Source organism: Cycloclasticus pugetii PS-1 (genome assembly GCF_000384415.1).
Classification (GTDB): Bacteria; Pseudomonadota; Gammaproteobacteria; order Methylococcales; family Cycloclasticaceae; genus Cycloclasticus; species Cycloclasticus pugetii.
The window spans coordinates 2,226,544-2,249,189 of the sequence record NZ_ARVU01000001.1 but is presented as its reverse complement, the minus strand read 5'-3'; the positions used below and the strand labels follow the sequence as shown (position 1 = coordinate 2,249,189).

Genomic DNA, 22,646 nt, shown 5'->3' with positions numbered 1-22,646 from the left:
AAATTAGAAGCGATACGAGACTTGCAGCGCAAACAGGCTCCAATGCTTTTTTGTGGCTAGTCGGTCTGGGTTGTCGGCAAACGACAAAATGGCGGTGCCATTGAGGCGATGATACTCTGCTTGAATCATCCATTGGCTTGAGGGGCTCCACTCTAGGCCGAGCATATAATCTTTAGTAAAAGCAGCACTGCGAAGTGAATTAGGTACGCTGGTTCTACCGTTTCGGTTATCTTTGTCTAAGAATAAAGCATCATAACGCGCATAGCCTTTCACACGGTTGGTGAAATAATAATCCCCTTGAAGGTAGTAACTTTCAGTTACTGGCGATGCATCAGGGTAGAAAGGGCCAAAGTTTTTGAAAGTATTTTCTTGTCTAAGGTATTCCCCAGTTAAGGTAATATCGCCAAAACGTTGTTGGGCAGACAAGATAAACTGTTCAAAATCTAAATCACCATTGTCAAAAAAGTCGCCTAGCCCGCTGGGTTTGTACTCCATATCAGCATTCGCATAACTAAATGCTAAACGTGTTGCGCCACTGATACTTTCATAGCCAATTTTAGTGATGTAGCTAGGCATATTTTCTAAGTGGCCGGGGGCATCGAATGTCAAAATAGCGATTTCAAGCTCGTCTAAATCATCACCTAATTCTCCAGCATTAAGTTGAAACGAAAAGTAACCAATATCTAGAGTTTTATCGACATAAATTTGAGCACCATCGGTGCTTAGAAGTAGGTTACGAGAGCGTTCGTAGTTTATGCCGGGTAAGGTTATTGAAGGTCGTGTAAAGGCTACGTCACGCGTTTCATTATAAAAGCCAAAAGGGTTTTTGATGCGCCCTAAGCGAAGACCCATGCGCAGACTGTAACTATCTATAATCGTCCAGTCGATCAAGGCAAAATCGATCCCCGCTTCTTCGCTTACATCACCAGCATGTCGATATATCCCTTGTGCAGCTACTCGTATGTTATCTAGGGGGCGAAAGGAAACATTAATGCCAGTTTCTGTAAGGCCTAAGGTTCCACGGTGTTTACTACTTTGACCATATATATTATTTGCAGTAGTTAAAAAATAACCTTGACTCGCAAAGCCATGTATTTGAAAGTCGTCTAACGGCTCAAAAGAATGAGCGGGGCTGAAACTGGTTAGCAGTTGGCTACTAATAACCAGTAAAGCCCAGCAACGATGTTTAATCGATTTTAATAATACGCACATTATCATTTCCTTTGTTAGCGTAGCCAATGGCACCGGGAGAAGAAGAAATGGCTTTCAGCATTTCTTCTTCACTGTCGACGGTGATGGGGGCCTCCCCTGTGCCAGAATAAATGTTTCTATCCCATATACGCCTAAGTTTATAAGGGAAAACATGTAGGCTTGTTTTTGAAAATTGTTGATGAAGAGCGTTTTCATCGCTCAACACAAAAACTTTTATGGGGCGGCCACTGGGCCAATATAGGGTGCGCATGGTAAAGATGTTACGGGCTGCTGTAGCGGATAGCGTATCAACAGGTACGCTAGGGTGCGCAATAAGTTCAACCGCCTGAGAAAGGGGCGATAGTTGGCAAATAAGGCAAAATATAATAAAACGTACTCTTTCCATGAACACGGTTCTTGAAAGTATTAGTTTTCAGTGTAGTACGTTTTATAGATTTGGCAATGCTTGGCCAAAGGAAAGGGGTTAAAGCTTATTTTTTCCTTTTTTAGTAGTCAATGGTTTGTAACCTTGTTTAGTGTGCTTAGTAACAAACTTCTGCACACCTTTCTTTTTAAAGTTCTTTGTGCCAACAGGTTTGCTAGGTATTAAGCAGTTGGGGGCTTCGCCAATGAGGTGTTTTTTGCCAGATTTTAACAGTAAATCTTTGATGACCTTCCAGTTAGCAGGGTCATGATAACGAAGCAGTGCTTTGTGTAAACGACGCTGCTCAATCTTTCTGACGGTGTTCACTTTTTCGCTTTTATAGCTGAGGCCTTTAAGCGGGTTTCTCCCAGTGTGATACATCGCCGTTGCGGTGGCCATCGGCGATGGATAGAAGGTTTGCACTTGGTCGGCTTGAAATTTATTTTTTTTCAGCCATAAAGCTAGGTTGACCATGTCTTCGTCTTCGGTGCCAGGATGAGCGGCAATAAAGTACGGAATGAGATACTGTTTTTTCCCGGCTTTTTTGGTGAATTTCTCGAACATGGTTTTAAAGCGATCGTAAGTGCCAATACCCGGTTTCATCATTTTCGATAAAGGCGCTTGCTCAGTATGTTCGGGGGCAATTTTCAAATAACCTCCGACATGATGCGTTACCAGTTCTTCAACGTATTCAGGTGATTCTACTGCAAGGTCATACCGTAGGCCGGAGGCTATTAAAATCCGTTTAACACCTTTAATTTTTCGCGCTTTTTTATATAACTTAATTAACGGGTCGTGGTCTGTATTTAAGTTGTCGCAAATGCCAGGGTACACGCAAGAAGGTCGTCTACAGGCAGCTTCAATCTTGGGGTCTTTACAAGCAAGACGATACATATTAGCTGTTGGGCCGCCAAGATCAGAGATTGTGCCGGTAAACCCCGGTGTTTTGTCGCGAATGTCTTCAATCTCGTTCAAGATGGATTGTTCTGAACGATTTTGAATGATACGCCCTTCGTGTTCGGTAATGGAGCAAAAAGTACAGCCACCAAAACAACCGCGCATGATGTTGATAGAGAAACGGATCATTTCATAAGCGGGAATACGCTGGCCATCATATTTTGGGTGAGGGACGCGTTGAAAGGGCAAGCCAAATACCTCGTCCATTTCTTCGGTGGATAAAGGAATCGGTGGTGGATTTAACCAAACGTCTTTGCCGTCGTGGTTTTGTACTAATGCACGCGCATTGCCGGGGTTGGTTTCTAAGTGTAAAACCCGTGAAGCATGGGCGTATAAAACAGGGTCGCTTTTTACCTTTTTGTATGAAGGTAAACGTATAACCGTTTTAGCGCGATCAGTTTTGCTGTGCTTAGGTAAAAAACTGAGTGTGACGACTTGGCTGCCATCGTCGGAATCATTTGTATTGTTGACCTGACATTTTCCGCCGGTTGCTGCGGCTAATTCTTCATCTGACTGATAAGGGTTATTGTGTGGGTCAATTTTACCTGGCCGGTCAATGCGAGTGGAGTCAATGAGTGTCCAACCATCCGGTAATGTATCGCGGACGAACGCCGTGCCGCGAATATCCTTAATATTGGCGATGGCTTCATTTTGGGATAGTCGGTGTGCTAACTCCGCAATAGCTCTCTCCGCATTACCATAGAGTAAAATATCGGCTTGAGAGTCAATTAAAATGGAGCGCCTAACAGCATCATCCCAGTAATCGTAGTGGGCTATCCTTCGTAGGCTGGCTTCAATGCTTCCGAGTACTGTGGGGACATCAGGGAAGGCCTCTTTACATCGCTGTGTATACACAATAACGGCGCGATCTGGACGACGACCTGCCTGATCACCAGGTGTATATGCATCGTCTGAGCGGGCGCGTTTATCCGCAGTATAGCGGTTAATCATTGAGTCCATATTGCCGGCAGCAATACCAAAGAATAAGTTTGGTTTTCCTAGTGCCGAAAAATCTTTGGTACTTTGCCAGTCAGGTTGGTCGATAATGCCAACACGAAAGCCTTGTTTTTCCAGTAGTCGGCCAATAACGGCCATGCCAAAGCTTGGGTGGTCTACATAGGCATCGCCGGTGACGACGATAATATCGCAACTATCCCAACCTAGCGCATCCATTTCTGCGCGGCTTGTCGGTAAGAAAGGTGCTACGCCATAGCACTCCGCCCAATATTTTGGGTATGAGGATAAAGGTTCAGCCGTAGGGATCACAGAATAATGCCATGTTGTTTTAATAATGAACGAAGTCTTTCAACGCGACGTCGGTTAACACCAAAATCGTAATAACCTGTACGGGACGCTGAGCGTACATGAATAATTTGTTGCTCTATATTTATGATTAAATCGAGATCATCAACAAAACCAAAAACACGACTGGTGATTTCTGCATGAATATGGTTTTCATCATGGATAACAGCGATATTGTTGTCGAGCTGGTTAAGCACCTCTAGCAATCGCTGTTGATCAACTGGCTGATTTTGTTTTAATTTAAAGGGTGCAATAGCATGTTCGTCATCTGCTTTACTGGAGACGCAATTGGGTTTATCTGGGCAAGGTTTTAAAGAAGGCATGTTTGCGTATGCTGGTGAGCACATAGTAATAATTAGGAGTAAAAATAGTGTTTTCATTGGGCTGTTTAGTGTTCGGTTGGTCGAGCAAACCTTTTTGACATTAAAAGGCCTATTTCAAAAAGTAACCACATGGGTAAAGCTAATAAGGTTTGAGAGATAATATCAGGTGGTGTTAATAACATGCCAATAACAAAGGCGCCAACGATGATATAAGGGCGCTTTTCAGCCAAGCTTTGTGGTGTTGACACGCCAGTTTTAACCAACAAAAACGTTGCAATAGGTACTTGGAAGGCCATGCCGAAAGCAAAAAATAGCGTTAGGATGAAATCTAAATATTTGCTGATATCAGTCATCACGGCAACGCCTTCGGGCGCGGTTGCTGTCAGAAACTTGAAGATCAGCGGCATGACGACAAAATAAGCGAACAGCATACCACCATAAAACAGGAAAGTAGCAGCGCTAATTAACGGTAAGGCGATGCGTTGTTCATGTTGATAAAGACCGGGAGACACAAACAGCCAGACTTGGTAGAAAACCCATGGAATGCTAATAAAAACGGACAACATTAGGGTTAGCTTTAGCGGTGTTAGGAAGGGTGAAATTACTTCAATTGCCACCATGCTAGTGCCTTCTGGCATATGGGTTAGCAGCGGTTGAGCGACCAATGAGTAGATGTTATTCGCGAAAGGAGCCAGTGGCAAAAAAACGACGAGCAGACCAATGATCGCGTGAATAAGACGCGTGCGCAATTCAACTAAGTGCGAAACGAAGCTGGTTTCTTGGTCGTTAGGGTCAATGTCTGACATAAGGTAAAACGTTATCAGCAATGAACGCCAATAAAGCGTTAATTACTGCGTCGAGTCGTCTTTTTTAGTATCGTCGTTAGCAACTGATTTTTGATGATCAGTGTCTTTTTCTTTTTCGCCTTCCTTCATCGCGCCTTTGAAGCCTTTGATTGCGCCACCTAAGTCGCCACCAAGGTTACGTAAGCGTTTTGTGCCAAATAATAAAAGCACAATAACGAGAATAATAATTAATTGCCAAATGCCGATGCCACCCATGGTAACCTCTAATTGAAAGTTGTAGTAAGAATCATTCTACTTGGTTCTATTGGCTTTTTCATCTAGCCCAGATAGCCCAAAGCGGCGCTCAAGTTCCTTCAGCACATCGTCAGCACTTAAGTCTTGTTGTGCTAATAAGACCAGTGAATGAAACCACAGATCTGCCGTTTCGTAAATAATTTGTGTTTTATCGCCAGACTTAGCGGCAATGACCGTTTCTGTTGCCTCTTCGCCAATTTTCTTAAGAATGGTATCAAGCCCTTTATCATATAAACTGGCAACATAGGATGCTGTGGGGTCATCTTGCTTGCGCTGCTGCAAGATGGTTTCAAGTCGCTTCAGTATGTTACTCATTTTGAATAAATATTTTTGGGGTCTTTTAAAACAGGGTCTGTGTCTTGCCATTGTTCATCGACTAATTGCCGATAAAAGCAACGTTCCCGGCCAGTATGACAAGCAATACCGCCTTTTTGTTCAACAGACAGTAGGATAACATCTCCATCGCAGTCTAAGCGAATATCGTTGATGATTTGTTGGTGACCAGATTCTTCACCTTTATGCCAAAGTTTATTGCGAGAACGCGACCAATAAACAGCGTGCCCTTGTTCAACGGTAAGCTGTAAAGCTTGTTGGTTCATCCAAGCAAACATAAGTATTTTGCCTGTTTTGTGGTCTTGAGCTATAGCAGGGAGAAGGCCTTTTTCATCCCATTTTATTTCGTCAAGCCAGGTGCTCATAATCGAACCTCTATACCATTATCTTGCATGTGCTGTTTTGCTTCACCAATACTAAACTCTGCAAAGTGAAATATGCTAGCAGCGAGGACTGCATCGGCTTTACCTTTAGTGACGCCATCGACTAAATGGTCTAAGGTGCCAACACCGCCAGAGGCAATAACGGGTACTTCAACCGCTTCGCTGATGGCGCGGGTGAGTTCAAGATCAAACCCAATTTTAGTACCATCACGGTCCATACTGGTGAGTAAAATTTCACCGGCGCCTAAGGCAACCATTTTTTTTGCCCATTCGATGGCATCGATACCGGTTTCTTTTCGGCCACCATGGGTGAATATTTCCCAGCGTTTGGGTTCGCCGTTGGCGCTAACGCATTTAGCGTCAATAGCGACAACAATGCATTGTGAACCAAATCTCTCGGCGGCTTCCTTAACAAAGTTAGGGTTAAAAATAGCTGCGCTATTAATGCCAACTTTGTCTGCCCCTGCTTTTAGCATGCGGCTAATATCGGCTAATTCGCGAATACCTCCACCGACGGTTAGGGGAATAAAGACTTCATCGGCAACTTGTTCTATAACGTGCACAATGGTTTCGCGGTTATCCGAGGTGGCGGTAATATCAAGAAAGGTGATTTCATCCGCTCCTTCTTGGTCATAACGTCTGGCAACTTCAACGGGGTCGCCAGCATCTCGAATATCAACGAATTTGACGCCCTTAACAACACGGCCATTGTCTACATCTAGGCAAGGAATAATACGTTTGGCCAGTGCCATATTAAGCAAACGTCTCGGCTAGTTTTTCACCTTCAGCAAAATCAAGCGTGCCTTCGTAAATAGCCCTACCGGTTATGGCGCCCATGATGCCATCATCGGCCACCTTACCTAGGGCATAAATGTCATCCATATTGGTAATACCGCCAGAGGCAATAACTGGAATACGAATAGAGCGGGCGAGTTTGGCGGTGGCTTCAACATTGACGCCTTTCATCATGCCATCTCGACCGATATCTGTATAAATAATAGACTCAACACCGTCATTTTCAAAATGCTGTGCTAGGTCGATAACATCGTGATTAGATAGTTTTGACCAGCCATCAATAGCGACTTTGCCATCCTTTGCATCTAGGCCAACGATAATATGGCCAGGGAACTCTGCGCAGACATCACCAACAAAGTGGGGGGCGCTGACTGCCTTTGTGCCGATAATGACGTATTGTACGCCAGCATTAAGGTAGGTCTGAATAGTATCTTCGTCACGGATACCACCGCCAACTTGGATGATTAAATCGGGGTGAGCCTGGGCAATATCGTGAACAACACCTGCGTTTACAGGCTTGCCAGCAAAAGCACCGTCCAAGTCAACGAGGTGTAGCCGCTTAGCGCCTTCATTTACCCAGCGTGAAGCAACCTCTACAGGGTTGTCTGAAAAAATAGTTTCATCATCCATGCGGCCTTGGCGTAAGCGAACGCACTTACCTTCTTTAAGATCAATGGCGGGAATAAGAATCATGTTAGTTGTTCCTGGTGGTGTTAAGGGTTGCGTTTAAAGGGTATCTGTTTGATTGGAAAAATAGTTAAGCATGTCCATTTGATTCAGCTGTACCATCCCATTTTAAGAAGTTTCTAAGTAACTGCAATCCTGCATGTTGGCTTTTTTCAGGGTGGAATTGTACAGCGACTATATTTTTCCACATAAGCGCACAGGGAAAGGGGGCTGGGTAGTTTGTGGTAGCAGAGGTGTGTTCTTCGCCCACTTCGCTAGCATGATAGCCATGAACAAAATAAAATCGTTCGTTTTGAGCTATATTATTAAAAAGTGGGTTTTTGTTTGTGTAATTAACTTCATTCCACCCCATGTGTGGAATTTTAATAGTATTTCCCTGTTCATCATATGTTCCTGATGGAAACTTTATAACATTTCCAGGGATAATGCCTAAGCATGTAACCCCATTGTTCTCATCGCTATGTTGCAATAACGCTTGCATACCAAGACAAATACCGAGTAAAGGTTTGTTCTGTGCGACTTGTTTAATGATGTCATCTAAACCTGTTTTTTGTAGTGCAGCCATACAGTCACGAATAGCGCCTACGCCAGGGAAAACAACGTGATCAGCAGATAAAATAATATTTTTATCGGCCGTTACAATAACAGTAGCGTTTGGGGAAGCGGTTTTTAGTGCTTTTTCGATGGAGTGTAAGTTCCCCATCCCATAGTCAATAACGGCAACGGTGGCCATAATTTAGATCTCGTTTAGTGTTACAAGCAACCTTTTGTTGAAGGGACGATGCCTTCCATACGGGGGTCTCTTTCTAATGAAAAACGAAGAGCCCGGCCAAACGCTTTAAAGATAGTTTCAGCAACGTGGTGTGCATTAAGGCCTTTTAAATTATCTATATGTAAAGAGATGTTGGCATGGTTTACGAAACCTTGGAAAAATTCACGAAATAAATCAACGTCAAAATCTCCAATTCTTGCGCGAGGGAATTCGACATCGTAAACAAGTCCCGGGCGGCCAGAAAAATCGATTACAACCCGAGATAAAGCTTCGTCTAGTGGTACGTAGGCATGACCATAACGATAAATGCCTTTGCGGTCGCCCAGCGCGTCAGTAACAGCTTTGCCTAATGTAATGCCTAGGTCCTCAACGGTGTGATGAGCGTCGATATGCAAATCGCCCTTGGCATTAATGTCCAAATCTATCATGCCGTGACGAGCAATCTGGTCAAGCATATGTTCGAGAAAGGGGATTCCCGTAGAAAAGTTTGTTTTACCGTTACCGTCTAAGTTGATAGAAACTGAGATTTGGGTTTCTAGGGTGTCGCGATTAACAGTTGCTGTTCTGCTATCCATTTTTAAAGTATATGCTATGTTGCGAGTAAGCTGGCATTTTCCCAATAACGAGAAAGGATAGCAAGCAGGAAATAGGCGTTTATCTGTTAGCCGCCAACAACCGGAGGCCAGAGACTTAACGTGTCGCCATCTTTAAGCAGTGTGGAGTCACGTTTGTCTTTGTCGATATAAGTGCCATTTAAAATAACTAAATGTAGAGTCTTATGTGATAAATTTTCACGATCGGCAATGCTGGTGATGGTATCACCAGCTTGAATAGGAACCGTTCTAATTTCTCCGCCTATATTTTCAGGTGCTATTTTAGCTAAAGAGGCGAAAAGTTTGAGGGTGATTGTAGGCATGTTCTATATGGTAAAGACAGAGCAGTCACAACGACTGCTCTGTCGGATACAAAGTGATAATTTACAAACTTAGGCGTTGTTTTGTTGCTTCTTTAAGTGTGCCGTCTTGATTCCAACCACGAACTTCGTAGTATTCGGGCAACATTCTATCTAACTCACAAACTTCACCTTTTGCAGGGCCTGCTTTGACAGGCTCACTTAATAAGCGAGGTGGAAGCGTGTCATCGGCAGCAGTGAAACCAGCATTGTTGTTGAACTCACGCTCAAGGTTCCAAACGCGCTCGCCTAATTGGCCGAGTCTTTCAGCTGTCCAGTCGCCTTCGCAGGCAGCATCAATTTGTTCTGCCACTTCTTCAATGCCTTGTGCGAATGATGAGAAGGTGCAGATGCCGGCAGAATCAAACACACTAGTTGTATCTTGGAATGCCATCAGTAGTTCTGCTTTTCCTTCATAGGCTAATGGATCTGTTTTGAAAGGTATCCCGGCTGTTTCTGAGCCGTTAGTGTAACCACGTACGTGACAGGCGCCACGGTTTGATGTGGCATATCCAAGACCCATGCCTTTTACAGCACGAGCATCATAGGCTGGAAACTCTTGCCCTTTAACAACAATAGCGAGGTCTGGGCGGCCGTATTTTTCACAAAAACGAAGTGAACTTTGAGCGAGTTCTTGTCCAAAGCCTTCATGTTTTGCAATCAGTTCAATACATTCCACCATCGCCTCAGCATTGCCAAAGTTCATTTCAATGCCGCCAGTATCTTCTTTTGTAAGGATGCCTAGCTCATATAACTCCATGGCTGCAGCAATAGTGGCGCCTGCTGAGATGGGGTCAAGAGCTTGCTCATTACAGACAAAGTTAGCATAGGTCACGGCGTCTAAATCATCTACACCGGTATCGCAACCTAATGCCCATGCAGCTTCATATTCATTACCACCAGAATTACCTTTAAAGTGCTTATGGATGTCATCACGGTTTTTAATGCTGAAATGCTCTGGGTCGATTGTTGAGATACGTCCACAAGATATAGTGCAGGCAAAGCAGCCGGCATTTCGTGTTAAGTTTGGCTTACCGTCACTTTCCCTTGGTACGGCCATTGCCTCACTTGACAGTTTAGGTGCATTGTCAAAGGTGCTGTCTTGCCAGTTTCTAGCCGGTAAAGCACCCACTTCGTTCATATGGTTCATCATGACATTGGTACCTAAGGCGCTGAGGCCTTGAGTCATTTCACTGTCAGCGATAATTTTTTTAGCTTTGTTGGTGGCTTCGAAGAAACGTTTTGGATCTTTTATATTGCCAACACCTTTGCTGCCTCTAAGGGTCACCGCTTTGACATTTTTTGAACCCATAACAGCGCCTACGCCGGAACGCCCAGCAGCACGATGTAAGTCATTAACGATAGCAGAATATAGGTTGCCCTTTTCACCAGGTAGGCCAATAGCAGCGATTCTTAGTTGAGGGTCTTGGTGTTTATTATGAAGCCATTCATCGGCTTCCCAAACAGATTTGCCCCAAATCTCATCCGCCGGCAGGATCTCGCATTTTTCATCAACGATGCTGATATAAACTGGGGAGCTTGCTTTGCCTTCTAGGATAATCATATCCCAGCCAGCACATTTCATTTCGTTGCCAAAAAAACCACCTGAATTTGAGCAAGCCAGAGCATTGGTTAAGGGGCTTTTAGTGACACAAGAGTAACGACCACCCGTTGAAGCCATGGTGCCTGTTAGTGGGCCTGTTACCATATACAGCTTGTTTTCTGGCGCTAGAGGCTCGACGGTTGGGTCCACTTCTTCTGTAAGGTACTTTGTCGCTAGCCCTCTCTGGCCTAGATAAAGTTCTGCCCACTCCATATTGAGAGGTTCTTCAGAAGATGTCCTGTTTGTTAGATTTATGCGTAATACTTTTTTAGTCCAGCTCATGATCTACACCCTGAATATATTAGAATTGGTTTAGTATAGTAAGTCTGATGTGGATGAAAGACAATATGTTTTGATGAAATAAACGTTGTAGGGTGTAAGGATATGCTTACCCTGATTGAGGTTGTAGATGATTATTTACTAGGGATGTCAGGTCTATACTTTTAACGTCGCTAGAAAATTTATGAGAAGGATCTCACCAAACAAGGATTGTTTGCTAGGGAAGTGTAAAGGATTACACAATCAGTATGGATGCTGGTAAGGATCAAATTTTTTGCCAACCAAGCAATGCGACCACTTAACCGGCGGAGTTTACTCCGCCGGTTTTTTTGTGCCTGATATTAAGACTTTGGTGCGCGTGAGGCACGTTTACGTTCGTTTTCGGTTAGTAATTTTTTCCTTAGACGAATATGGTGAGGTGTGACTTCAACTAACTCGTCATCTTCAATAAACTCAAGCGCTTGTTCTAGCGTCATGACGACGGGAGGAACGAGTGTTAAGGCTTCATCTGTGCCCGATGCACGCACGTTAGTAAGCTGTTTGCCTTTGGTCGGGTTGACGACTAAATCATTACCGCGTGAATGAAGCCCCACGATTTGTCCTTCGTAGACTTCTTCGGCATGACCTAAGAATAATTTACCTCTTTCTTGCAGGTTGAATAAGCCGAAAGCCAATGTTTTGCCTTTGACCATAGAAACTAAAACGCCGTTTTGTCGAGAGGTGATTTCGCCGTCTTTCACTTGACCATAATGATCAAAGACACTGGTCATGATACCCGAGCCAGACGTCAGCGTTAGGAAGTGACCGCGGAAGCCGATTAAACCACGCGAGGGGCTCATAAATTCAAGTCGTATGCGTCCTTTACCGTCAGGCTCCATATTGGTTAGCTCGGCTTTACGTAAACCCATTTCTTCCATAATGGGTCCTTGGTGCTGTTCTTCAATGTCAATTACAACCATTTCGAACGGTTCCTGCATTTTGCCATCAATTTCTTTTTGGATGACTTCAGGGCGAGCAACACCTAGTTCAAAGCCTTCACGTCGCATGGTTTCTATCAGCACAGATAAGTGCAATTCGCCTCGACCAGATACGATGAATTTGTCAGGTGAGTCGCCGGGCTCAACACGCAGAGCAACGTTATGGATAAGTTCTTGGTTAAGACGGTCTTTAATATTTCGCGAAGTGACAAACTTGCCATCTTGTCCAGCAAAAGGTGAGTTGTTAACAGAAAAGGTCATGCTAACGGTTGGTTCGTCTACAGACAGCGCAGGCATGGCTTCAACATGATCAGGGTCGCAGAGTGTGTCAGAAATTCCAAGACCGTCGATGCCGTTAATGCAAACGATGTCGCCAGCGAATGCTTCGTCAACGTCTATACGTTCAAGGCCTAAATGACCTTTTACGTTTAGTACTTTGCCTTTACGCTGTTTGTCATTGCTATCAATAATAGTAACGGTTTGCCCTGGTTTTAAGCTGCCACGAGTAATGCGACCAACACCAATAACACCCACATAGCTATCGTAGGCCAGTGATGAAATTTGCATTTGGAATGGGGCGTTTACATCAACAACAGGCGTGGGAACGTTGTCTCTAATAATTTCAAATAATGGGGTCATATCATCGGCTAGCTCATCTGCTTCTGGGCCAGCAATACCATTAATGGCAGAGGCATAAATAACAGGAAAATCGAGCTGTTCATCGGTGGCGCCAAGTTTGTCGAACAGGTCAAAAACCTGGTCAATAACCCAGTCAGGGCGTGCGCCTGGCCTGTCAACTTTGTTGATAACAACAATGGGCTTTAAGCCTTGTTCAAAAGCTTTAGAGGTTACAAAGCGTGTTTGTGGCATTGGGCCATCAACTGCATCAACCAATAATAGGACACAATCAACCATTGAAAGAACTCGCTCGACTTCGCCACCAAAATCGGCATGGCCCGGGGTGTCCACAATATTAATATGAAGACCTTGCCACTCAATCGCTGTGTTTTTTGCGAGGATGGTAATGCCGCGCTCTTTTTCTTGGTCGTTAGAATCCATGATTCTTTCTGTACCAGAGTTTTTACGGTCTAATGTGCCGGATTGTTCTAGTAATTTGTCAACGAGGGTGGTTTTGCCATGGTCAACGTGGGCGATAATGGCGATATTACGGAGGTTCTGTTTCACGAAATTAGGTTCCTTTGATTGGGTGAGTATCGGTTGATATGAATATGAGTTATGTATAGAGCGACGTTAGCTTTGTTCCCAAGGGAGTTGATGATAGCGCCAGCCCCCCAGCTTGCCTCGATGGTTGTTTTTATCTTTATCGCCTTCAAAGCCTTCATTCATGTTGTATAAGGACTGGTAGCCAGCCTCTTCTAATAATTTAGCCGCTTCCATTGAGCGTGCGCCACTGCGGCACATTAAAACAATGGTTGTTGACTTTGAAGGGACGTGCTTTTCAACCTGTTCAACAAAATCGGGTAAAGGTTTCCAGTTAGGTGGTCTTTTAAGCGGTACGTGGATAGCGCCAATGGGGTGGCCTACAAAAGAAAATTCAATAAATGTACGGGTGTCGATCAATACGGCATGAGAGTCGTTGTTAAGAATTTCGTAAGCCTGGGTAGGCGAGGTGCTTTTGATGCTAGTCATGGATTGACCTAAATTAACGTTAGCCGCTTATTATACAATGATATTTCTAGTTGAGTGGGGGTTTCAGCATTGCGGGCTTTTGAGCAATGAGAATGGCTTCATTTCGAAGGCCTTTACTAGCGTCGCCAATAAGGCCCTCCTCATGATAAATAATAGGTGTTAGTTGAGAAAAAAGGGATAATAACTCTCCTTTTTTCAGCAAAAAATCAGGGTTGCTTGGCCCGCCCGGTTGCGCTTTTTCACGCGTAAATGTTTGATAAAAAAGCAGCCCTTGTGGCTTTAGTGTGGTGATGATGTCGTCAATGTGTTGTCGGTCTAGAAAGTATGAGACCGTAACAATATCGTAGTAATTTTTTGCAAACACACCATCGTTAATATTAACAACCGAGGTGCGTATATTGTCTGCAGGCCCTTTGCGCTGATCGATCTGACTGATAGCAACCGGTGAAATATCCCAAGCATCGACAGTTAGTCCTCGTTGAGCTAAAAAGAACGTATTGCCGCCCACGCCACAAGCTAGATCGAGGGCACGTCCTTGCTTGGGCAATAGGTGTGAATATTGAGATAACATAGCAGCCGGTTTAGGATCAGCTGCTTCTCGCTGACTATAGATACGGTCCCACTTGTGTTGTAAATCCGACACTAATCGCGCCAAAAAACAGGGCTAAATAAGACCAGCAAGGTGAAAATTTCTAGTCGGCCAAGCAGCATGGAAAAGCAGGCAATCCACTTGCTTGTGTCTGGAAGGGTTGCGTAGCTACTACTAATATCGCCTAGCCCCGGTCCGAGATTGTTAAGGGTTGCTGCAACGGCTGAAAAAGCGGTGATTTGGTCTAGTCCTGTCATCATCATTAAAATCATTAACAGACCAAAAGATAAAATATAGGCAGAAAAGAAACTCCAAACTGCATTGATAACCGGCCTTGAAACGACACGTTGATCAAGTTTTATTGGCATGTCGGCATGTGGATGGATCAAATGTGTTATCTCTTTGCCAAGCTGTTTGAGCAAAATTAAAATGCGGATAACCTTAATCCCGCCTGCTGTAGATCCGCCGCAACCACCATAGAAACTCATAAAAAGAAGTAACACCGGGATGAATAAAGGCCAGTTGGCGTGGTTGGAGGAAGTAAACCCTGTCGTTGTGGCGAATGAGACGACTTGAAATAGGGTTTGTTCAATAATATCAACATGACCTAAAAAAAGTAGGACTCCCGATATCAACAGAGTGTGTACAACGAGAATGCTGAGATAGGTTTGAAACTCATTATTATGAGTATAAACTTTAAGGCTGAGTGATTTGGCTGCTCTAAAGTGAAGTGCGAAATTTATACCCGCAACAAGCATAAATACAATGCAAATATAATTTAAGGCGGTACTGTCAAAAAAAGCAAAGCTCAGGTCATGGGTTGAAAAGCCTCCAATAGAAACGGTACTAAAACTATGTGTTAGTGCGTCAAAAAATGTCATGCCACCGATCCAATAGGCCAGTGTACATGCGATGGTTAAGCCAAGATAGATCTCCCATAGTGCTTTGGCTGTTTCGGTGATACGGGGTGTCAATTTTGCATCTTTAACGGGCCCAGGCATCTCAGTTTTATAAAGCTGCATTCCACCGATGCCCAGCATAGGTAAGACGGCAACGGCGAGTACGACAATACCCATGCCACCAAACCACTGGAGTTGTTGACGGTAAAAAAGAATAGACTTTGGCAGCGTATCGAGCCCTGTAATAACTGTTGCCCCAGTAGTGGTTAAGCCTGAAATGGATTCAAATATAGAATCGGTTAATGACAAGGAAGGCAGACTAGAGAAATATAGTGGGATGGCTCCGGACAGTCCAAGGCTAACCCAGAAAAGAGTAGCAATAACGAAGCCATCTCGTGTTCTTAAATCTCCTTTAGCATTTTTGGCGCTTAACCAGAGCACAAAGCCGGTTAGGAAAATAGTAAAAAAACCGATCAAAAACGGTTGGTGGTTTTGTTCGTCGTAAATAAAAGACACGGCTATGGGTGGTAGCATGGTGATGCTAAATAGGCCTAATAATAGACCTGATACGCGTCTAATAACGTTGTAATGCATGTTTAATTAATAAATCGGCGAAGGAAGGATTTTGGCGGCTGAAAAAGCGCCTCTACCTGGTGAATTAAAGACTTATCTGCAACAAAAATAATCAGGTGGTCACCACTTTTAATAATGACATCCTGTCTTGCTGGAATGGAAATATTCTCTCTTACTAAACCAATAATCATGCTGCCGTTAGGTAGCTTAACATCCCGTATGGCTTGACCATCGAGGTTATTCTTTTGTCCCCTACTTGAGACAATCGCTTCAAATGCTTCGGCTTTGCCCCGCAATAAAGAATGGACACTCGCAATAGCGCCTTGTCTGATATGCGATAATATTTTTCCAATGGTGGTGTGTTGAGGGTAAATGACATTATCAATGGCCCCGTTATCTACCATGCTCATATAGGCATTTCTATCGACTAAGCTCATGACAACCTTTGCGCCAAGGCTTTTGGCCAACATGGAACATAGAATATTCGTTTCATCGTCGCTTGTCAGCGTGCAAAAGACATCGGTTCTGTCAATGTTTTCATCCAGCAAAAAGGCTTCGTCTGTAGTGTCGCCGGACAGTACGATACTATGGTCTAACTGTTCTGATAGCTCGTAGGCTTTTTCGCTGCTTTTAGTGATGATTTTAACTTGTAAGGTGTTCTCAAGCTCTTTAGCTAAACCAAGACCAATACGGCCACCACCTGCAATAATTAATCGTTTATAGGCTTTATCTTGATTGAAGAGTACGCTCAGTACTTGCTGAATATCCTTAGATGGCGCAATAAAGAAAACGCGATCGTGTTCTTCAATAATGGTGTGATAGTTGGGAATGATGATTTCGCTATCTCTATAAATGAGCGCTATTCTGGCGTAAACGCCACGTAATAAACGGGTCAAATCATCAAGTGATTTTCCGACTAATGCGCAATCTCGGTTGCATTTTGTTTCTACAAGGCTGAGGACGCCGTTAGCGAAGGATAAAACTTGCTGTGAGCCGGGATGCAAAATGAGGTTTTTTATAAATTGTACGATCTCATTTTCGGGGTTGATAATAACGTCAATTGGGATGGCGTTAGGGTTAAAAAGTTGTTCTTGAACGTCAATGAAGGTTCTTGCTCTTACGCGCGCGATTTTTTTCGGGACCTTAAATAAGTAGTGAGCGACTTGGCAAGCGGTCATATTTGTTTCATCGCTGTCTGTTGCTGCGATGATGATATCGGCATACTTGGTGCCGGCGCTTTCTAAGACATCTGGATGAGAGACATTGCCGCAAATGGCTGAAACATCAAGCCTTTCACAGACAGCGTCTATTACTTTTTGATCTTTATCAATCAGTGTGATATCGATATTTTCGCTAGACAAGTTGCTGGCAACAGTAGAGCCTACTCGACCGGCCCCTAAAATAATAATTCTCATAGGATACAGCGATAGCGCGAGTTAGCGTTTTCCTTTAAACTCAATGCCCAAGGCATGAAGTTTGCGGTAAAGGTGAGTTCTTTCCATGCCAGTTGTTTCAGCCAGTTTAGTAACGCTGCCTTTGTGCTGATCAAGGTGGTAATCAAGGTAGGCTTTTTCAAATTGTGCTCTAGCATCTTTAAGGGGTAAATCATAAAAGATTGGTATGTCGTTTGATGTTATGACGGATCTTGCAGATTCACCGAGCGTTGTTTTGACTTCAGTTAGACCGATCTCGTCCCCAATGCCTAGTATTAAGAGGCGTTGAACCACATTCCTTAGTTCGCGTATATTCCCTAACCACGTATAATCGCTTAAAAATTGTTGCGCCGCAATGGTGAATTTACGTTTTGGTAAGTTTTCTCGCTTTATGTAGTGCTGGAGATAGAAATCTAATAGTAAAGGGATATCCTCTTTTCTATCTTTTAACGAGGGCAAATGAAGGCAGGCGACATTCAGTAAATAGTATAAGTCTTTTCTAAATTGACCATTTTGAATGGCTTCTTCCAGGTCTCGTCGGGTCGAGGCGATAACTCTTACATCAGCTTTAACCTCTTCGTGGCCGCCAATGCGTTGAAATGATTTAGATTCTAATGCACTCAGTAAGCGGTGTTGGGTTTCACTGTCCATGTCACCAATTTCATCGATGAACAAGGTACCGTGGTTTGCTTTTTCCAATAAACCGTAGTGAATAGAGTCGCCGTCTTCACGACCAAAAAATTCTTCTAAGGCATTATGGGAAGTGATAATGCCTGTATTCAACTCTATAAAAGGCCCTTGTTTTCTGGTGCTATGTTCGTGAATATATCGTGCGAGTGTTTCTTTACCGCTACCAGGTTCGCCCGTTAATAATATGCGAGTGTCATGCTGTCCGAGTCGGCGTGCCTGCTCAAGAAGTTGTTGAATTTGTGGGCTGCTGCCAAGAGGCTCCTGAATGGTATTTGAATATTGTTTAAGGTCGATATTCTCTTGTTTAAGTTTTTCAGCTTCCAGTGCGCGTTCAATGGTCAGTAATAGTTTGGCAATGGATAATGGCTTTTCTAGAAAGTCATAAGCGCCTAAACGCGTGGCTTCCACAGCGGTTTCAACGGTGCCGTGCCCAGACATCATAATGACCGGGCAAGATAAATCTCCCGATGTAGACCAGTCTTTTAATAAGGTGACGCCGTCGGTATTCGGCATCCAAATATCCAGTAAAATTAAGTCATGGCGACACTCATGACGTGCTTGCTGAGCGGTTACAGCGCTATCAGCAGTAGATACTTCATAGTCTTCATCTTCGAGAATATCCCTAATTAGGCTGCGAATATCGGGTTCGTCGTCAATAACAAGAATATGAGGTTTGTTCATAAAGTGTATCCGTAATGATTAGGTTTTTTTAGGGAGTCGTAATAGGGAGTTGAATAATGAAATTAGCCCCGTGTGGAGTAACCGGCTTGGTAATGATCGTGCCGCCATGTTCCTCGATGATTTTTTTAACAATAGCCAGTCCAAGCCCAGTACCTTTCTCTTTGGTCGTCGCATAGGGTTCGAAAATGCGTTCAATATCGGAATTATCTACGCCTGGGCCATTATCAGCAATACAAATCTCGATTGAATCATTGGCTTTATTGTAGTTGGCCGATATGTTGATTTCTCCAAATTCGTCGTCAGCAATGGCTTCTTGCGCATTTTTTATCAGGTTAATGAAAACTTGTCGTAATCGAACTGGGTCTGCATAGGCGTTGGGTAAATCGTTATCAATAGTTACTATAAGGTGTTGAACTTGGCCTTGATACAAAGAAGCGATGTCATCGATAAGCTGGCTTATTGATATCACTTGGGGTTTGGACTGTGGTGGGCGTGCGAAATTCGAAAAGTCATTGACCATGCTTTTTAAGGCGCTGACCTGTTGTACGATGGTCTCTGTCGATTTTTTCAGTACTTTATTGGCATCATCATTGAGCTGTGAGTGAAGTTTTCTTTGTAGCCGTTCAGCAGATAATTGAATCGGGGTTAAGGGGTTTTTAATTTCATGTGCTAGACGTTGAGCGACTTCGCTCCACGCCGCGTTTCTTTGTGACTGGATAATGGGGGTAACATCATCAAAAATTAACACGTAACCAGATAATGTTTTATCGGCGGCATACAAGGGAGTGCCTTTTAGACGTAGAGTTTTCTTTTGATGGTTAATATAGAAGATGAATTCTCGTTGCCACTCTTTTTCTTTAGCGGAAAAATTATCAATCAGTAAACTGGTAAAGGCTTCTAGTTCTGGGAATTTAGCGGCAATGTCGGCAAGTGAGTATTCAATACAGGCCGATAAGGGGTGTTCGAGAATCTGGTTGGCACCATAATTGGTTGTTTTAAGTCGTAACGTAAGGTCAAAGCCTAAAACGCCATTAGAAAGGTGGCTTAATATGGTTTCTAAATGAGCATGTTGGTTCTCCGCGTCTCGTTGGGCGTTATAGGCTGCTTGTCGAGAGCTAGATATTCGCAATGTCATGGCATTAAAAGAATTAATAAGGAAGCCAAGTTCGTCTTTTCGATTGGTTTTTAGTTTCTTTTCGTAATTCCCTTCGGCAATAGCTTGAGTGCCTTTAACTAATTGGCGAATCGGTGCGACTAGTTCTCTTGCAAACACAAAGGCTGCCCAGCTAGCAGCTAAAATGCTAAATAGTAGAGCAAGAGAGAGTGTCAGGGTGAAACTAAACTTTAAAGAGTCTCGTAAATAACTGAATTCTTGATAGGTCGTATAAGCATCTTCTACCGAGTCGGCTAATTGACTAATATCTTCGGGTATCTCATAGATGGCTTGTAGGTAGCGCCTTGGATTGGTGTTTTTAATTTCCACGATGCTGCGGACAATTAAGCCTTTATCGGAGCTAGGTTCGAAGCCAATAAATTCTCGGTTTTGTTTGGCGAGCAGAAGCGTTGAACTGTCAGGCGTATTGGGAATGAGTACGCTGGGATCAATGTTAGTTGTGGCAATAATCTGCCCTTGTCTTGAAAAGGCGGTGAGTTCATTGGCATTGGTTTGTGCGCGTAGGCCGGCTAAGGTTAGCGATAAAAAGATATCTGGTTCGCTTTCTAGCTGACTAGCTAATTGACGAGTCTCCTTCATTAAGGAAAGAGTACGGTTATCTAGGGATCGGCGGCTCAGTGTTAATGAGCTTTCCATCGCGGTGTCTATTTTTGCATCAAACCAACTGTCAATACTTTGGTGTAGGAGCTGACTAGAAAAGTAAAAAACAATGCCAGTTGGGATCACAGAAATGGCAAAAAAAAGCAGCACAATGTGTACCGTAATACGTGAACCAACGGCTTGAGTTGAAAACTGTTGCCAAAGCCAGCGAATGTTTGAGAATAGCAGTCCGAATAAGAAAATAGTGCCTGCGATATTGATCAGAATAAGTGCAGAAAACAAGCCATTGAATTGAGAGTTAGACTCTGTTGCATGGCTCATCAAGTACAGGCTAAATAGCAGGCTGAGTAACACACCTGCGGGAATAAAATAGGCTCTCTTTTTTACTGGGCTAGTGGCCATTGAAAGGTATTGCTACGTAAGTGCCAGCCAGGGGTTATATAAGCTAAAGGGCGCATTGGAAGTGGTAATGCTTCAATATTTAGGTAGGCGTTTAAAGAAGCATTGGCATTAATGTGAGGGCTGTTTGTTAATGTGTATATAGGGATGTCAGTCAGTGTGCCTAATGAGTGAAGCGCTGCCGAAAGGCTGGAAAAGTTAAGTCGTATATTATTGGTGGTATCAGAGACTTGATAGATTTTAGCTAAAGTATGGTATCTCAGTTGATAGGGTAGGGTGAGGTTTGTATGGTGTTTGTTCCAAAGCCATTTTCTAGGTTCAGTGATTGAAAGGTCAATGTTGAAGGTAAGAGTGACTCCGTTGTGCAAAGCTTCGATGGCTTCATCGCTGAGGTTATAGACTATAAGACTGTTGAGCAAAAAAGTGCTGTCTTGCTGCGTTAGTGTGGCTGTTTTTATGGTGATATTGGGTTTTTCATCGGCCAGTAGGTTTGCTGGTAATAGCAGGCAAGCAAAAAAAAGCATGAAGAAGGAGAGTCGACAATAAAAGCGAATCGCCGGCATTAGATTTTTGTTAAACATGCGTAATAAAAACCATCCATATTGTTATCACCCGGTAAAATTTGCTGGCCATGTTCACAAGTGTGACCCCATTCAGCATTTATTTTAATTTCTTTTGCATCAGGGTGTTCGGCCAGAAAAGTAGATATTTGTTGGCTGTTTTCAGCTGATAATATAGAGCAGGTTGCATATAAAAGCACACCCTTTTTATCGAGCAAGGGCCAGATGGTTTTTAATAGCTTGCTTTGTAGTTCGATAAGAGCAGGAATGTCGGATGGTTGACGTAATATTTTAATGTCGGGGTGGCGTCTGATTACGCCTGTAGCGGAGCAGGGTGCATCTAGTAGAATGCGTTGAAAAGGTTTTTCATCAAACCATTCGTCGGCTTCTAGTGCATCAACGGTCATGACCTCAGCGTTGAGCTTTAATCGTTGAAGGTTTTCTAGAACACGTTGATTGCGCTTTTCATCAATATCAAGCGCTAGCAGAGAAACGGTGCCGGCGGCCTGTTCTAAAATATGGGCTGCTTTACCGCCTGGCGCTGCGCAGACGTCTAATATGCGTTGTCCGCCTTTAATGTCTAACAGTTCAGCCGCCAGTTGAGCTGCGCCGTCTTGTACTGAAGAGGCACCCTGCCAGAAGTCAGGCAGTTGATCAACATTGACCGGTTTTTCCAGTGTTAAACCTACTGTGTTGAAAGGGTTTTTTGTTGCGTGAATAGCGTTGTCGCTTAATTGCTGTAGATAGTGGTCTCGCGTGACTATTTTTTGATTAACCCGAATGGACATGGGCGGGTACTGGTTGTTTGCGGCAAGAATTTTTTTAGTTTGCTGTCCCCAACTTTTTGATATTTCTTTGACGAGCCAATCTGGATGAGAGAAGCGTTGGTTAAGTTGTTCGTCAACGGTTTTTTCAAGTGATTCTCTGTTGCGTAAAAAGTTGCGTAAAACGCCATTAAGCACACCGTTCGCCCAGCTTTTTTTTCCACGTTTACATTGGCTTACAGTCTCTGATACGGCGGCGTGGTCAGGTGTGCTGAGATAAATAATTTGGTACAAGCCGATTAAGGCCAGTACAGTAATATCCAAGTCTTTAGCTTTAAAGGGTTTCTTCAATAAAAGGTGGAGAATGGCATCGAGACGACTGTGCCAACGAAGAGTGCCGTAGCAAAGTTCTCGACAGAATGCCTTTTCACGAGGCTCTAAATTTTCACTTAAACTTAAGGCATCGGTGAGTGATTTGCCGTGTTGGATAACGGCGCATATAACAAGAACAGCCGTTTCCCGGGCAGAATGGCTAGTGTTTTTCTTTGCGTTCATC

At 43.6% G+C, this 22,646-nt stretch carries 23 protein-coding genes; all 23 read right to left on the bottom strand.

The features are described 5' to 3' along the window. Nucleotides 1–3: 3 nt before the first annotated feature. Nucleotides 4–1,212, bottom strand: coding sequence for a porin family protein (locus tag CYCPU_RS0110975; RefSeq protein WP_015006931.1), 1,209 nt, complete (start codon nucleotides 1,210–1,212; stop codon nucleotides 4–6). Continuing rightward, nucleotides 1,187–1,597 carry a type 2 periplasmic-binding domain-containing protein gene (locus CYCPU_RS0110970; RefSeq protein WP_015006930.1) on the bottom strand — a complete coding sequence of 137 codons (411 nt, stop codon included), beginning with the start codon at nucleotides 1,595–1,597 and terminating at the stop codon, nucleotides 1,187–1,189. The genes CYCPU_RS0110975 and CYCPU_RS0110970 overlap by 26 nt, the downstream gene beginning before the upstream one ends. A gap of 78 nt (nucleotides 1,598–1,675) precedes the next feature. Further along, nucleotides 1,676–3,835: a YgiQ family radical SAM protein gene (locus CYCPU_RS11785; RefSeq protein ID WP_096910809.1), complete on the bottom strand. Its 2,160-nt coding sequence runs from the start codon at nucleotides 3,833–3,835 to the stop codon at nucleotides 1,676–1,678. Beyond that, nucleotides 3,835–4,197, bottom strand: coding sequence for a DUF1499 domain-containing protein (locus CYCPU_RS0110960; RefSeq protein ID WP_015006928.1), 363 nt, complete (start codon nucleotides 4,195–4,197; stop codon nucleotides 3,835–3,837). The genes CYCPU_RS11785 and CYCPU_RS0110960 overlap by 1 nt, the downstream gene beginning before the upstream one ends. Before the next feature lie 65 nt (nucleotides 4,198–4,262). Continuing rightward, on the bottom strand, nucleotides 4,263–5,003 hold the full coding sequence (gene tatC / locus CYCPU_RS0110955) for a twin-arginine translocase subunit TatC (RefSeq protein WP_020162727.1): 741 nt from the start codon (nucleotides 5,001–5,003) through the stop codon (nucleotides 4,263–4,265). Between the two features lie 42 nt (nucleotides 5,004–5,045). Then, nucleotides 5,046–5,258, bottom strand: a complete 213-nt coding sequence (tatA, locus tag CYCPU_RS0110950) for a Sec-independent protein translocase subunit TatA (protein WP_015006926.1) — start codon at nucleotides 5,256–5,258, stop codon at nucleotides 5,046–5,048. Between the two features lie 36 nt (nucleotides 5,259–5,294). Then, nucleotides 5,295–5,612: a phosphoribosyl-ATP diphosphatase gene (locus tag CYCPU_RS0110945; protein ID WP_015006925.1), complete on the bottom strand. Its 318-nt coding sequence runs from the start codon at nucleotides 5,610–5,612 to the stop codon at nucleotides 5,295–5,297. Further along, complete coding sequence (gene hisI / locus CYCPU_RS0110940; RefSeq protein ID WP_016390840.1) at nucleotides 5,609–5,995, bottom strand: phosphoribosyl-AMP cyclohydrolase; 387 nt, start codon at nucleotides 5,993–5,995, stop codon at nucleotides 5,609–5,611. Before hisI ends, CYCPU_RS0110945 begins: the two co-directional genes overlap by 4 nt. After that, nucleotides 5,992–6,765: an imidazole glycerol phosphate synthase subunit HisF gene (hisF, locus tag CYCPU_RS0110935; RefSeq protein ID WP_015006923.1), complete on the bottom strand. Its 774-nt coding sequence runs from the start codon at nucleotides 6,763–6,765 to the stop codon at nucleotides 5,992–5,994. Before hisF ends, hisI begins: the two co-directional genes overlap by 4 nt. A 1-nt stretch (nucleotide 6,766) precedes the next feature. Further along, nucleotides 6,767–7,501, bottom strand: a complete 735-nt coding sequence (hisA, locus tag CYCPU_RS0110930) for a 1-(5-phosphoribosyl)-5-[(5-phosphoribosylamino)methylideneamino]imidazole-4-carboxamide isomerase (protein WP_015006922.1) — start codon at nucleotides 7,499–7,501, stop codon at nucleotides 6,767–6,769. Between the two features lie 64 nt (nucleotides 7,502–7,565). Next, complete coding sequence (gene hisH, locus CYCPU_RS0110925; RefSeq protein ID WP_020162725.1) at nucleotides 7,566–8,228, bottom strand: imidazole glycerol phosphate synthase subunit HisH; 663 nt, start codon at nucleotides 8,226–8,228, stop codon at nucleotides 7,566–7,568. A gap of 20 nt (nucleotides 8,229–8,248) precedes the next feature. Beyond that, nucleotides 8,249–8,842, bottom strand: coding sequence for an imidazoleglycerol-phosphate dehydratase HisB (gene hisB / locus CYCPU_RS0110920; RefSeq protein ID WP_015006920.1), 594 nt, complete (start codon nucleotides 8,840–8,842; stop codon nucleotides 8,249–8,251). Nucleotides 8,843–8,928: 86 nt separating this feature from the next. Next, nucleotides 8,929–9,183, bottom strand: a complete 255-nt coding sequence (locus CYCPU_RS0110915; RefSeq protein ID WP_015006919.1) for a MoaD/ThiS family protein — start codon at nucleotides 9,181–9,183, stop codon at nucleotides 8,929–8,931. Nucleotides 9,184–9,244: 61 nt separating this feature from the next. Then, nucleotides 9,245–11,104 (bottom strand): aldehyde ferredoxin oxidoreductase family protein, encoded by a 1,860-nt coding sequence (locus CYCPU_RS0110910; RefSeq protein WP_015006918.1) that lies wholly within the window; start codon nucleotides 11,102–11,104, stop codon nucleotides 9,245–9,247. 338 nt (nucleotides 11,105–11,442) lie between these two features. Then, nucleotides 11,443–13,263 (bottom strand): translational GTPase TypA, encoded by a 1,821-nt coding sequence (gene typA, locus CYCPU_RS0110905; protein ID WP_015006917.1) that lies wholly within the window; start codon nucleotides 13,261–13,263, stop codon nucleotides 11,443–11,445. A gap of 66 nt (nucleotides 13,264–13,329) precedes the next feature. Beyond that, nucleotides 13,330–13,728, bottom strand: coding sequence for a rhodanese-like domain-containing protein (locus CYCPU_RS0110900; RefSeq protein ID WP_016390842.1), 399 nt, complete (start codon nucleotides 13,726–13,728; stop codon nucleotides 13,330–13,332). 46 nt (nucleotides 13,729–13,774) lie between these two features. Further along, nucleotides 13,775–14,371, bottom strand: a complete 597-nt coding sequence (locus CYCPU_RS0110895; RefSeq protein ID WP_015006915.1) for a class I SAM-dependent methyltransferase — start codon at nucleotides 14,369–14,371, stop codon at nucleotides 13,775–13,777. Then, a complete protein-coding gene (locus tag CYCPU_RS0110890) occupies nucleotides 14,371–15,810 on the bottom strand; it encodes a TrkH family potassium uptake protein (protein ID WP_015006914.1) in 1,440 nt (479 codons plus the stop codon). Before CYCPU_RS0110890 ends, CYCPU_RS0110895 begins: the two co-directional genes overlap by 1 nt. A gap of 2 nt (nucleotides 15,811–15,812) precedes the next feature. Continuing rightward, complete coding sequence (gene trkA / locus CYCPU_RS0110885) at nucleotides 15,813–17,213, bottom strand: Trk system potassium transporter TrkA (RefSeq protein ID WP_287017738.1); 1,401 nt, start codon at nucleotides 17,211–17,213, stop codon at nucleotides 15,813–15,815. Nucleotides 17,214–17,225: 12 nt separating this feature from the next. Then, nucleotides 17,226–18,593, bottom strand: coding sequence for a sigma-54-dependent transcriptional regulator (locus tag CYCPU_RS0110880; protein ID WP_015006912.1), 1,368 nt, complete (start codon nucleotides 18,591–18,593; stop codon nucleotides 17,226–17,228). 28 nt (nucleotides 18,594–18,621) lie between these two features. Next, a complete protein-coding gene (locus CYCPU_RS0110875) occupies nucleotides 18,622–20,769 on the bottom strand; it encodes an ATP-binding protein (RefSeq protein ID WP_015006911.1) in 2,148 nt (715 codons plus the stop codon). Next, entirely contained in the window at nucleotides 20,751–21,347 is a 597-nt protein-coding gene (locus CYCPU_RS0110870; RefSeq protein WP_016390847.1) for a DUF4390 domain-containing protein, read from the bottom strand. Before CYCPU_RS0110870 ends, CYCPU_RS0110875 begins: the two co-directional genes overlap by 19 nt. Then, nucleotides 21,329–22,645, bottom strand: a complete 1,317-nt coding sequence (gene rsmB, locus CYCPU_RS0110865) for a 16S rRNA (cytosine(967)-C(5))-methyltransferase RsmB (protein ID WP_020162722.1) — start codon at nucleotides 22,643–22,645, stop codon at nucleotides 21,329–21,331. Before rsmB ends, CYCPU_RS0110870 begins: the two co-directional genes overlap by 19 nt. Nucleotide 22,646 lies beyond the last annotated feature (1 nt).

Coding starts and splice junctions, on each gene's coding strand:
- CYCPU_RS0110975 (WP_015006931.1), bottom strand. CDS start 1,212: ATGTGCGTATTATTAAAATCGATTAAACATCGTTGCTGGGCTTTACTG.
- CYCPU_RS0110970 (WP_015006930.1), bottom strand. CDS start 1,597: ATGGAAAGAGTACGTTTTATTATATTTTGCCTTATTTGCCAACTATCG.
- CYCPU_RS0110960 (WP_015006928.1), bottom strand. CDS start 4,197: ATGCCTTCTTTAAAACCTTGCCCAGATAAACCCAATTGCGTCTCCAGT.
- tatC (WP_020162727.1), bottom strand. CDS start 5,003: ATGTCAGACATTGACCCTAACGACCAAGAAACCAGCTTCGTTTCGCAC.
- tatA (WP_015006926.1), bottom strand. CDS start 5,258: ATGGGTGGCATCGGCATTTGGCAATTAATTATTATTCTCGTTATTGTG.
- CYCPU_RS0110945 (WP_015006925.1), bottom strand. CDS start 5,612: ATGAGTAACATACTGAAGCGACTTGAAACCATCTTGCAGCAGCGCAAG.
- hisI (WP_016390840.1), bottom strand. CDS start 5,995: ATGAGCACCTGGCTTGACGAAATAAAATGGGATGAAAAAGGCCTTCTC.
- hisF (WP_015006923.1), bottom strand. CDS start 6,765: ATGGCACTGGCCAAACGTATTATTCCTTGCCTAGATGTAGACAATGGC.
- hisA (WP_015006922.1), bottom strand. CDS start 7,501: ATGATTCTTATTCCCGCCATTGATCTTAAAGAAGGTAAGTGCGTTCGC.
- hisH (WP_020162725.1), bottom strand. CDS start 8,228: ATGGCCACCGTTGCCGTTATTGACTATGGGATGGGGAACTTACACTCC.
- hisB (WP_015006920.1), bottom strand. CDS start 8,842: ATGGATAGCAGAACAGCAACTGTTAATCGCGACACCCTAGAAACCCAA.
- CYCPU_RS0110915 (WP_015006919.1), bottom strand. CDS start 9,183: ATGCCTACAATCACCCTCAAACTTTTCGCCTCTTTAGCTAAAATAGCA.
- CYCPU_RS0110910 (WP_015006918.1), bottom strand. CDS start 11,104: ATGAGCTGGACTAAAAAAGTATTACGCATAAATCTAACAAACAGGACA.
- CYCPU_RS0110900 (WP_016390842.1), bottom strand. CDS start 13,728: ATGACTAGCATCAAAAGCACCTCGCCTACCCAGGCTTACGAAATTCTT.
- CYCPU_RS0110890 (WP_015006914.1), bottom strand. CDS start 15,810: ATGCATTACAACGTTATTAGACGCGTATCAGGTCTATTATTAGGCCTA.
- CYCPU_RS0110880 (WP_015006912.1), bottom strand. CDS start 18,593: ATGAACAAACCTCATATTCTTGTTATTGACGACGAACCCGATATTCGC.
- CYCPU_RS0110875 (WP_015006911.1), bottom strand. CDS start 20,769: ATGGCCACTAGCCCAGTAAAAAAGAGAGCCTATTTTATTCCCGCAGGT.
- CYCPU_RS0110870 (WP_016390847.1), bottom strand. CDS start 21,347: ATGTTTAACAAAAATCTAATGCCGGCGATTCGCTTTTATTGTCGACTC.
- rsmB (WP_020162722.1), bottom strand. CDS start 22,645: ATGAACGCAAAGAAAAACACTAGCCATTCTGCCCGGGAAACGGCTGTT.